Below are 12,050 nucleotides of genomic sequence, written 5' to 3' on the forward strand. Positions count from 1 at the left end.
CGCGCACGCAGGATCAGCGTGTGCCTTCCGGCGAAAGCTCGAACAGCACCACATCGTTGTCGTGCATGGGGATCACCGCATCGCCGGCACCGGAGCTGGCGACGGTCAGCCGGGCCGTAACGGCCTGATCCTCGGTAAGCGCGCGCAGCTTCTGCAGCTGGGCCGCATCCAGCGACGCGGGCGATCCCATCCGCAGATACGCGGTGTACGCATCGTTGGCGTCGTAGCCCGTGCGATGCGTGGTGATCCGGTAATGCCCTGCCGGCAGGCCCTTGATGCTGAGCCGCACGCTGGCCGCCGGCGCCGCGGGGGTGACCTTCGTATAGAAGGAGCGGTTGCTCTGTGCCTGCCGGGGCTGCTGGAAATGCCAGACTAGCAATTTGAATGCGCGGCCATCCCAGGTGGCGATGCTTTCCGCGTCCGCGGTGGCCAGCTGCTGCTTGCCGAGCTGGTTGAGATATTTGTAGGCGAAGTAGGCGGGCTTGCGGATGCCCTGCGGATTGAGCAGGCCGAAACCGCCCTGGAACGGCGCCGTCGGCGGTCCGGGTTCTTCGAACAGATCGCTGAAGGTCCAGTAGCTCATGCCCTGCGCCATCCCGTCCACCGCCTTGAGCTTGCCCAGGATGTAGGCCGCGCTGAGGTAGGCATCGTGCACGGCATCGCGCGGGGTGTAGCTGGTGCTCCACTCGGTGAAGTACAGCGGCAGGCCGGGACGGGCCGAGGCCTGGATCTGCTGCCGCACCCTGCGCACGTCGCTGACGATGGCGTCGGGCGACGCCGACAGCTTGGTGTCCTCCTTGCCGTTCTCGTCGAGAAAGCCGCCATCGACGCCATAGGTGTGCGTGGTGATGAAGTCGAGCGGCACATCCGCTTTCGCCGCATGCGCGATGAACTCGGGCACCCAGGCCGCTCCGGCCGTGGCGGGGCCGCCGACCTTCAATTGCGGGTCGACGCGTTTCAGCGCGCGCGCGGTCACGTCGTACAGCGCGAAGTAGGCGTCCCGGTCCGCGCCCTCCCAGAAGCCGGCGAGATTGGGTTCGTTCCAGACCTCGTAGTACCAGCGGCGGATTTCCGCGCGGCCGTAGCGTTGCTCCAGGTGGCGCGCGAAGGCCTCGATCAGCGCGGCCCACTTGGCCAGGTCCGGATGCGAGGTATTGCCCTTCCAGTAGAAAATGCGCTGATCGGAACTCTTCATCGCCTCCGGCGTGAAACCGAGTTCGACGAAGGGCCGGATGCCCATGCCCAGGAGCCTGTCGTACAGCGCATCGATCTTCGTCCAGTCGTAGACCGGCTTGCCGTGCTCCTCGCGATAGGTGCCGAGCACATCGTGGAAGATGGCGTGGAAGCGGATGTAGCGGAAACCCAGTTCCTCACGAACCGTCCTGAGCTGGGCGAGGCTGTCTTCGCGCAGCAAGGTGCCTGGATAGTCCGAGCCCACCGAGAACGTTTCGAAGCCGCTGCGCGCCGTCGCCGGTGCGGCGACGTCGATGGAGATCGTGCGGTCGGGTACGCCGGCGCGCGCCGCGCCCTGCAGTGCCAGCATGAGCGTGATCGAGCCTGCTGCCAAAGCATGGATCCTTCCCCGCACGACTCATCTCCCCGTGATCACGTGTCGCCGGATTGTATCGGCGCGCCACAGAGAGGCAGGCAACCGTGCACGCCGACTGGCGTAAAACACAACTTGTGCCGGTGAATTTCGCAAAGAACGAAACCGCACCTGGCGGTTGCCGGTCAATCCGGGCCAGATCACCGTTCCTGCGCTTCGCATCACATTTGCATGCGCATCCAACACATCGAATCACCAGAGCCCTCCATACACTCCGTCTTCGGCGCATCGGCATACGTGCGGATCGCCCCTCATTTATTGCAACAGGAGAATCGGATGACGATCGACACGCATGAGGACATGCCGGAGCAAAACCCGGGGACAGAACTGAACGCGGACGACGCGCCGATGAAAGCGGCCGCGATGTCGCGCCGGGCCTTCATGCGCGGCCTGGGCGGCGTCGGCGCCGCGGCGCTGCTCGCGCCCGCCGGACTGCTGCGCGCGGCCGGCCTGCCTTCGCTGGCCGCCATCGCCGCGGACCATGCACTGGCGGCGACGTCGGCAACCGCGGCGTTCGTGCATCCCGGCCTGCTGCACACGCAGGCCGATTTCAACCGCATGGGCGCCAAGCTGCGCAGCATGGCCTATCCATGGAGCACTACCTGGCTGAACATCCTGGCGCAGCAGGAGGCAAGTTCGAGCTGGACGCCCAATCCGCGCGCGGTGATCTATCGGGGCAGCGACCAGGACAACTCGTGGCTGTTCACCGAGGACGTCCGCGCCGCCTACCTCAATGCCTTGCGCTGGAAGATCTCCGGCGACACGCACGCCGCCGACTGCGCCGTGCGGATCATGAACGCATGGTCGTCCACGCTGAAGCAGATCTGGTGGGCCGACGGCCATTACGACGGCTTCCTGGTCGCCGGCATCCAGGGTTATCAATTTGCCAACGTGGGCGAAATCATGCGCTCGTATACGGGCTGGCAGGCGGCGGACTTCGCGCGTTTCCAGTCCATGATGAGCCAGATCTTCTATCCGATGAACGCCGGCATCGCCGACCTCGCCCATCCCAGCAGCCTCAGCGTCTATTCCAGCTGGGACCTGTGCGCGACGGCCGCGGTGATGGCCATCGGCGTGCTGTGCGACAACCGCGCGATGTTCGATGCGGCGGTGACTTACTTCAAGCAAGGCCTGGGCAACGGCGCGATCGGGCAGATGGTGTACTACATGCACCCGGGCTACCTCGGCCAGACCCAGGAATCCGGCCGCGACCAGGGCCACGACACGCTCAGCATCTCGCTGGTGACCAGCATCTGCGAAATGGCCTGGAACCAGGGCGTCGATCTGTACGGCTATGCCAACAACCGCGTGCTGGCCGCGTGCGAATACGTCGCCAAGGGCAATCTGATCCAGTCGGGCAGCACGTATTACGCGATGCCGTTCGCGCCCTACGACGGCCCCGGCTTCAGCGACCGGGTGTTCGCGACCGGCGGCCAGGGCAACAACCGGCCGATGTGGGCCATGATCTTCAATCACTACGTGAACCGCCGCGGCATCGCCGCGCCGTATTCGCAGAAATTCGCCGCGCTCACGGCACCGGAGGGCGGCGGCGGCTCGGACCAGTTCGGCTACGGCACGCTGACCTTCCAGCGCGACCCGATCGCCGCCGGCAGCCCGCCGAGCGGCCTCACCGCGATCACGCTGGGCGGCCGCATCGTGCTGTCGTGGTGGGGCAGCGCCTACGCGCAGAGCTACACCGTCAAGCGCGCAACGGCGAAGGGCGGCCCGTACACCGCCGTCGCCCACGGCATCACGGACCTGCTGACCTGGAGCGACCATCCGGCCCAGGCCGGCACGTACTACTACGTAGTCACCGCGCAGAACGCCACCGGCGAAAGCGCCGCCTCGAACGAGGCCTGGGCCGTGGCCGGGACGCTGCTGGACACGCATCTGGCTTTCACCGACGGCACCGGCGGCAATGCCAGCGACAGCAGCGGCCACGGCCACGCCGGCAAGCTGCTCGGCGGCGCGGGCTGGGGCAGCGCCGGCAGCACGAAGCGCCCGGGCGTCGCCTTGAACGGCAAGGGCGCCTATGTCGCCCTGCCCGCCTCGCTGCTGGACACGGTCGGCGATTTCACCATCGCCGCCTGGGTGTACTGGCATGGAGGGCAGACCTGGGCGCGCATCTTCGACTTCGGCGCGAGCATCGACAAGAACATGTTCCTGACGCCGAACGGCGGCAGCGGCACGCTGAGCTTCGTGATATCGCCGAACCAGAACAATGGCCAGTGCGTGATCAACGCGCCGGCGCCGCTGGCCGCTGGCGAATGGGTGCACGTGGCGGTCAGCCTCGGCGGACAGACCGGCAAGCTCTACGTCAATGGCCGCGTGGTAGGAAGCAACCAGGCGATGTTCTTTCCCCCGTGCCAGATGGTGGAGGCGGCGAACCTGTGGATCGGCCGCTCGCAGTTCGCCAACGACGTGACGCTCGATGGCCTGGTAAGCGACTTCCGCCTCTACCGCGGCGCACTCTCCGACGCCGAGGTGGCGGTACTGGCGGCCGGCTGATCCGGCCGGCCAGGCCGGGCTTGAACGGCCGCATTTCCGCCACGCATCCGCGGCCCCGTACGCGCACCCCTGCAATGCGGCATGCCATGCCGCATTGCAGCGGCGAATTTCGCAACCGCGCCTGCGCTATTTCGCCAGTGACTGGCTGCACGCACTGCTGCACCGTGGCCGCCGCCGCGCTGCAGCCGCGGCTTCCCGCCACTCCCGAGCCGCCTATGACCGCCAAGCATGGATGGGCTTTCTGCTTAGCCCTCGCCGCCTCCGTTCTCTCGCCGCATGCGGCGGCCGAGCAACGCAGCCTGTCGCAGGACTGGCGCTTCCAGCGCGGCGACGCCAAGGGCGCCGACGTGGCTGCCTATGACGATCGCTCCTGGCGCCAGGTGTCGGTACCGCACGACTGGTCGATCGAGGACAAGCCCGACGGCTCCCCGCCGTTCGACCGCGACGCGGTCAGCGGACAGGACTCCGGCTATCTGCCCGGCGGCGTCGGCTGGTACCGGCGCCATCTGTCCTTGAGTGCGCAAGACGCAACGCGCACGGTGCTGGTACGCTTCGAAGCGATCTACATGGATGCCGACGTGTGGATCAACGGGCAGCACGTAAGCAAGCATCACTACGGCTACAGCGCGTTTACCATCGACCTGACGGGCAAGCTGCACGCCGGCGACAACGTGCTGGCGATCCGCGTCGACCATGCCGATCCCTCGTCGCGCTGGTATGCCGGCTCGGGGCTGATCCGCCCCGCCACTCTGGAATTGCTGCCACCGGTGCATATCGAACCGGACAGCGTCCAGGTCGTCACGCCGTCGGTCGGCGCCGCGGCCTCCAGGGTGGAGGCGCACCTGGAGGTCGCCAATGGCTCCGGGCGAAGCCAGCCTGTCGAGGTGAGCACGCGCATCCTTTCACCGGATGGAAGCGTGGTGGCGCGGAACGATCACAAGACGACGCTTGCACCGGGCGCGAAGGTCGCCGACGCAAGCGCGTTCGACCTGAGCCAGCCCGCGCTGTGGTCGCCCGACTCGCCCAACCTGTACGTGCTGGAGCAGACCGTGCGCACGGCCGACGGCGGCTCCGACGTGCGGCGCACGCGCTTCGGCATCCGTAGCATCACCGTCGACGCGGTGCACGGGCTGCGCATCAATGGCAGGCAGGTGCTGCTGCGCGGCGGCAACATGCACCACGACAACTACATGCTTGGCGCGGCCGGCCTGCCCGCCGCGGATGCGCGCAAGGTCGCGCTGATGAAGGCCGCGGGCTACAACGCCATCCGCAGCGCGCATAACCCCGCCAGCCAGGCCACGCTCGACGCCGCGGACGAGCTGGGCATGCTGGTCGTCGACGAGGCATTCGATGCCTGGAGCCGACAGAAGAAAGCGCAGGACTATGCCCGCTTCTTCGCGCAGGACTGGCCCGCCGACCTGGACAGCCTGGTGCTGAGCGGCCGCAATCATCCCAGCGTGCTGTTCTGGAGCATCGGCAACGAAATTCCCGAACAGGGCGCGGCACCGGGCATCGAGACCGCGCGCCGGATGGTGGCCCGCGTGCGCTTGCTCGATGCCACCCGCCCGGTTACCCAGGCCGTCAGCACCGGCGGTCCGGAGAGCGACGGCCAGTTCGCCGTGCTCGACGTGGCGGGGTACAACTATCACGCCCATGAATTCGCCGACGATCACCGGCGCTTTCCCGCGCGCGTGATGTTCACTTCCGAATCCATCTCGAACGATGCGTTCGTCTATTGGCGCAGCGTGGAGACCATGCCCTGGGTGCTGGGCGACTTCGTGTGGACCGCCGTCGACTATCTGGGCGAAACGGGCATCGGCTGGATGGGCTACAGCCAGGACTGGCAGAAGCTCGGGCCTTACCCTTGGCACCTGGCCTATTGCGGCGAGATCGATGCCACCGGGCGCAAGCGGCCGGCGGCGTATTACCGGGAAGTGCTGTGGAAGACCGGCATCGATCCGATCTCCGCGTTCGTCAGGCAACCGCCCGGCACCGAAGACCTGCCCGACCGCCATCTGTTTCCGATCACGCCGCCGCATCTGGACTGGTCGCTGGACGACGTCCATCCAAGCTGGAGCTGGCCGGGACAGGAAGGCAAGCCGCTGGACGTGGTGGTTTATGCCGAGTATCCGGAGGTCGAACTTTTCCTCAACGGCAAAAGCCTGGGGCGCAAGCCGGTCGGCGTGCAGACGGAATACAAGGCGGCCTACCGGGTGCCCTACGCGCCCGGCCGCCTGGTGGCGGTCGGCTATCGCGACGGCCGCGCTGCGGGGCGCTGGGAATTGCGCACCGCGGCCGAGCCCGCGGCGCTGCGGCTGTCGGTGGATCGCGCCCGCCTTCGCGCCGACGGCCAGGACCTGGCCTACGTCACGGCGGAATTGATCGACGCCGAGGGCGTGCCGGTCTATGCGCCGGACCAGGACCGGCCCATGAACGTGCTCGTCGGCGGCGCCGCGACACTGGCCGGCGTGGGCAATGGCGATCCGCACGATGCCTCCAGCTTCCAGTCCGGCCGGCGGCGCAGTTTTCATGGCCGCATCGTCGCGGCGGTGCGGGCATCCGCGCTGGCGGGCGACGCCACCGTGCACGTGGAGGTGCCGGGACTGCCGGCGCAGGAGGTGCGCATCGGCGTCGTTTCGCCTTAGTGCGCGCCGCGCGGCCTGCTTTGTCTTGTCGCGCGGATCCCGGACCTCAAGGCCATCCATGGCCGGCCGATACCATCCGAGATAAGTTGTGCGCGAGCCGAGGGACCATCGGCCACCGAAGCGCCATCGTTCGGAGAGGTTATGGAATGGATCGCGAGCTTGATGCATGCCGGCACGCTGCTGCTGGTCAATGCCTTGCTGGCCGCGCTGTCCTCGGCCCTGTTCCTGGCCCTGTACATCGCCCGCCCCGGCGCCGGGCGCGAGCCTGGGGTGCTGTTATGGAGCCTCAGCTACGCGGCATTCGCCGCCGGTTTCGGGGTCCTTTTCGCTCCCGCTTTCCATCTCGATTTTCCTGGCCTGGGCCTGGCCGGCAATCTCCTGATCGATGCGGGCACGGTGCTGGCGCTGCTGGCGGCCAACTTCTACCTGGGCTTGTCCAGGCGCGCATTGTGGGTGCTGGCCCCGGTGGCGGTGCTTGCGCTGATCGAAACCGGACTGGTGATCCATGAAGGCGAAAACCTTCGCCACATGGTCATTCTCGGCGGAGCCCTGACCGGCGTCGTTACGGTCGCCACCGGCGTGGCGTTCTGGCAATGCAAGGACCCGGCGCAGCGTCCGGTCGCGCGCCTCGCAGGCCTGTTCCATTTCCTGTGGGCAGCCATGCTGCTGATGCGGATGTCATGGTGGATGGCGCACCCGCAGGTCCTCGCCGGCCCCGACCACACCTCGACCTTCGGCCTGCTCTCCAGGGTCGTGCTTACCTGGGTCATTACGCCCTGCCTGCTGTGGATGCTGACGCGCAAGCTCGACGCGGAATTGATCCGTCATGCCAGCCAGGATCCCCTCACTGGCGTGGCCAACCGGCGCGTCATGTGGGAACAAGGCGAGCAGCGCATGGCGCAATCCCAGCAGCGCAACACTGCCATCGCCGTGCTGATGATCGACGTGGACCGGTTCAAGTCGATCAACGACCGCTGGGGCCACGACGGCGGCGACCAGGTGCTCGTCGCCATCGCCGATGCGCTCAGGCGCAACATCCGCGAGAAGGACATCCTGGCCCGCGTGGGCGGCGAGGAATTCATGGTGCTGCTTCATCAGGCCGAGGAACCGGCGGCGACGGAAGCCGCGGAACGCTTGCGGCGCGCCGTCGAAAGCCAGGCGATCGCGCTGCTGCACGACCAGCCGCTGCAGTGCACGGTCAGCATCGGCTACTGCATCGCCAGGGGCGCCGAGGCGAATTGGCGATCGGTGGTCGTCGCGGCCGATCGGGCGCTCTATGCGGCCAAGCAAGGAGGCCGCAATCGCGTCATGCGCGCCATGGAGGACTCACCCATCCAGCCATTCAGGGGCTGAGACTGCTGCGCATCGCCGGGCTTGCTGCAATCGGCTGGCCGTGCTGCTGATTCCGCCGCCTGCGCGGCTTGCTCGCGCATGGATCGCTATTTTCAAGCGAATGCCTATTAGTAGTGCGCATGCCGATCCTTGAGCGTATTTGTCGTGGCATATCCCTGCCGATACCAGTCCATGGCTGGCTGGTATCGGCTGGCTTTCTCATCTGCGCACGACTAGCCGTCATGGCCATTAATGCGTTCACGTCTGCGCTACATGCTGCGAGCACATTGATCGCCATTTTCAAACGGATGTATATCGGCGGAGCTGCGCGTTTCCCGCAGCGGTCAACTGATGAGTCGACGACGGTTGTACGACGCGATCTACAGATTTTTATTTAGCGGTCTCTCTGAATCGGCGCATCGATTGACAGTCACATCTTGTCGGTAGATATTCGATCGCTATACCCGAGCACAACCGGGTTTGTGGAAGCGCCCACCGATTTCATATTTTCGTCACGCTGGCTACAGCGTTTTTGATTTGATCGCGGCAAACGGTGCGGGGAGAAGGATTCTCATGAGCAACCCATTCGATGACGACAAGGGCATCTTCCTGGTGCTCGTCAACGACGAAGGCCAGCATTCGCTCTGGCCCGATTTCGCGGCGATTCCGGCGGGCTGGACGACGGCTTTCGGGCCGGCAGCGCGAGCAGACTGCATGGATTATGTAGACCGGAGCTGGACCGACATGCGGCCCAGGAGCCTCATCGCGGCGATGGAACATCCACCCGCTTAGGCAAACGCAACTGGACGCCGACACCAGCGACGCGTCGGCATACCGATTGAACCAAACCTGCCCGTTCAAGGGCGACCAGAGGTTCATGGGCCATGGAAGGGTTCCCGCTCGATGGCGCTTACATTGACGTGCCGGAGGCCACGCAAGCGGGCCTTCCCGACGTCGGTTTTGCCGCGCTGTTCGAGCGGCAGGTCGACCTGACTCCGCATGCCACTGCGCTGGTCTTTGGCGATGCCCGGCTGAGCTATGCCGAACTGGATGCGCGCGCCAACCAGCTGGCCATATGGTTGTCCGCAAAAGGCATTCGACCAGAGGATATCGTCGCCATAGCGCTGCCGCGATCGTTCGAATCGATCGTGGCGATTCTGGCGTTGCACAAGCTCGGCGCGGCTTATCTGCCGCTCGATCCGGATTATCCCGAGCAGCGGCTGATCTACATGCTCGAGGAGGCGGCTCCGGCTTGCGTGCTCTGTTTCCGCGAGACGGTCCTGAAGACTCCGCCTGAACTGCCCGTCCATCTTCTGGACGATGCGGACCTCCACAGCGGGATCGAGGCGCTGGCGTCCGCGCGGATCGGGATCGCGCACGACGCGGAAGCCGCGCAGCGCGCCGCCTATGTGATCTATACCTCGGGCTCGACCGGCCAGCCCAAAGGCGTGGTGGTGACCCATGCCGGCGTCGCCGCGCTGGCAGCCACCTACCGCGAGCGGCTGCGCATCGGACCGGAAAGCCGCGTATTGCAGTTTGCGTCGCTGTCTTTCGATGCCTCTTTCGCCGAGATCGCCATGGCGCTCGCGCTCGGCGCATGCCTGGTGCTGGCTCCGTCCGACGAGCTGCTTCCCGGCGCCAGCCTGGCGGCGCTGTGCCAGCGGCAGCGCATCACCCACCTGGCCTTGCCGCCGAGCCTGCTGGCCTTGATGGCGCCGGGCGATCTGCCCGGCGTGGAGACCTTGGTCGTGGGCGGCGAGGCGTGTCCTGCGGAGCTTGCTGCCCGGTGGGCTCGCATGCATCGCCTGGTCAATGCTTATGGACCGACCGAAGCTACCGTCGATGCACTGATGTCAGCGCCGATCGGCACCGAAGCGAAGGCCGCCGTGCCGATCGGAAATCCCGTGGCTGGCGCGGCTGCCTATGTTCTGGACGCCGCCTTGCGGCGCGTGCCGGAAGGCCACGCCGGCGAACTGTATCTGGCCGGCGCGGGCCTGGCGCGCGGTTATCTGCATCGCCCTGGCTTGACCGCGGCCCGCTTTCATCCCGACCCGTTCGGCCCGCCGGGCAGCCGCATGTATCGCACCGGCGATATCGCGCGGCAGCTGGCGGACGGCTCCCTGTGCTTCGTCGGGCGCGCCGATCAGCAGGTCAAGCTCCACGGCCTGCGCATCGAACTCGACGAGATCGAAACCTGGCTCAGGCGCGACGCCAGCGTGGCGCAGGCGGCCGTGCTGATGCGCGAGGATCGCACCGGCCACCGGCAACTGGTCGGCTACGTCGTGCCCAGGCATGGGCAGCAGGAGGCGATGCGGGACGCGGACTACGAGGCGCAGCAGGTCGAGCAATGGCAGGTGCTGCATGACGGCCTGTACAGCCAGCACGCGGAGCTGGCGGACGACGAGGATTTCGGCGGCTGGAACAGCAGCTACGACGGCGCTCCGATTCCGCTGGAAGAAATGCGCGAATGGCGGGATGCGATCGTCGGCAGGATCCTGGACCTGCGCCCGCGGCGGCTGCTGGAGATCGGCGTCGGCACCGGCCTGATCCTGTGGAAAGTGGCGCCGCATTGCGCGTTTTATTGCGGCACGGATTTTTCGCTGCCGGTCATCGAGTCCCTGCAAGCCAGGGTGGCGGACCATCCGCAGCTGCGCGAACGCGTGGATCTGCGCTGCCAGCCTGCGCATGAGATCGGCGGCCTGCCGCAGGGCGGTTTCGACACCATCGTGATCAATTCGGTCCTGCAATACTTTCCCGGCGCGGGTTACCTGACGGCGGTGCTGCGGCAGTGCGCGGCGCTGCTGGCTCCCGGCGGACGCATATTGATCGGCGACGTGCCCGATTTCCGCCTCATGCGCTGCTTCGCCACCTCCGTCGCCTGGCACCGCGCCAGCGGCGGCGATGCGCGCGCCATTCGCCACGTGGCCGAAGAGGAAATGCGGCTGGAAAACGAGATGCTGGTCGATCCAGGCTATTTCTCGGCGCTGCCGCAACACGTCGAAGACCTGGCCGGTGTCGACATCCAGCTCAAGCGGGGGCGCGCCCGCAACGAAATGACGCGCTATCGCTACGACGTCGTGCTGCACAAGCGCGGCACGCGCCTGCGTTCCGCCGCCGCGCTGCCCACGCTGGCGTGGGGCCGCGAGGCCGACACAATGGCATCGTTGCGCCAGCGCCTGCTGGACGCCGGTGCCGAAGGCCTGCGGGTGAGCGCCATCGTCAACGCCCGGCTGACCGGCGAGTTCGACATCTCGCGCCGGGTCTGGGGTGAGCGCGAAGATGCATCGGCGCCTGCGCTGGACCCCGAAGACCTGAAAGCGCTCGGCGCCGAACTCGGCTACCAGGTGGCCGCCACCTGGTCGCCGGACCGCACCGGCCGGCATTTCGATGCCGTGTTCCTGCCCGTATCCGATGCGCCTGGCGCCGCGCTCGACGGCCTGTATCTGGCGCCGGCCATCGCCGCGGGTTCGCCGCTCTGCCACGACCCCGGCGCCATGCAGGACCATCGCGGCTACGTGGCGGCGCTACGCGAGCGCCTCGCCGAACATCTGCCCGCCTTCATGCTGCCCGCCTCGATCGTCGTGCTGGCCGAGCTGCCGCTTACCGCCAACGGCAAGCTCGATCGCCAGGCCTTGCCCGCGCCGACCGGCGCCGCCGTGCTGCGCCATGCCTACGAGCCGCCGCAAGGCCGTGTCGAACAGCTGCTGGCGGAGCTGTGGGAAAACCTGCTGGGCGTCTGGCAGGTCGGACGCGGCGATCACTTTTTCGAACTCGGCGGCAATTCGCTGCTGGCGATCCAGCTCGCCAGCCGCATGCGCGACACGCTCAACGTGGACGTTCCGATCCGCACCCTGTTCGAGGCCCCCACCTTGTCTGCGCAAGCCGAGCAGCTGGCCCATGCGCGCCATTCCACCCGCCTGCGCCTGCGCCGCATGCAACCAAGCGAGTCCGCCCAATGA

Annotated in this window: 6 protein-coding genes; 5 read left to right on the forward strand and 1 reads right to left on the reverse strand. The window is 66.9% G+C overall.

Features of this window, described 5'->3' with window-relative positions:
• Positions 1–13: 13 nt before the first annotated feature.
• Entirely contained in the window at positions 14–1,543 is a 1,530-nt protein-coding gene (locus tag FHW84_RS17880; protein WP_167257342.1) for a beta-xylosidase, read from the reverse strand.
• Positions 1,544–1,882: 339 nt separating this feature from the next.
• Between FHW84_RS17880 and FHW84_RS17885 the strand changes: the two genes are divergently transcribed.
• The 5 genes from FHW84_RS17885 to FHW84_RS17905 all read left to right on the forward strand — a co-directional run bounded on the left by FHW84_RS17885 (position 1,883) and on the right by FHW84_RS17905 (position 12,050).
• Entirely contained in the window at positions 1,883–4,114 is a 2,232-nt protein-coding gene (locus FHW84_RS17885) for a LamG-like jellyroll fold domain-containing protein (RefSeq protein ID WP_208399854.1), read from the forward strand.
• A gap of 215 nt (positions 4,115–4,329) precedes the next feature.
• Positions 4,330–6,759 carry a DUF4982 domain-containing protein gene (locus tag FHW84_RS17890; protein WP_167257343.1) on the forward strand — a complete coding sequence of 810 codons (2,430 nt, stop codon included), beginning with the start codon at positions 4,330–4,332 and terminating at the stop codon, positions 6,757–6,759.
• Between the two features lie 162 nt (positions 6,760–6,921).
• A complete protein-coding gene (locus FHW84_RS17895) occupies positions 6,922–8,112 on the forward strand; it encodes a GGDEF domain-containing protein (RefSeq protein WP_243868188.1) in 1,191 nt (396 codons plus the stop codon).
• A gap of 552 nt (positions 8,113–8,664) precedes the next feature.
• The gene (locus FHW84_RS17900; RefSeq protein ID WP_167257345.1) at positions 8,665–8,883 is read left to right on the forward strand and encodes an MbtH family protein; all 219 of its coding nucleotides are present in this window, start codon (positions 8,665–8,667) and stop codon (positions 8,881–8,883) included.
• Between the two features lie 92 nt (positions 8,884–8,975).
• Entirely contained in the window at positions 8,976–12,050 is a 3,075-nt protein-coding gene (locus FHW84_RS17905; RefSeq protein ID WP_167257346.1) for an amino acid adenylation domain-containing protein, read from the forward strand.

The organism is Dyella sp. SG562, from assembly GCF_011759495.1.
Classification (GTDB): domain Bacteria; phylum Pseudomonadota; class Gammaproteobacteria; order Xanthomonadales; family Rhodanobacteraceae; genus Dyella_D; species Dyella_D marensis.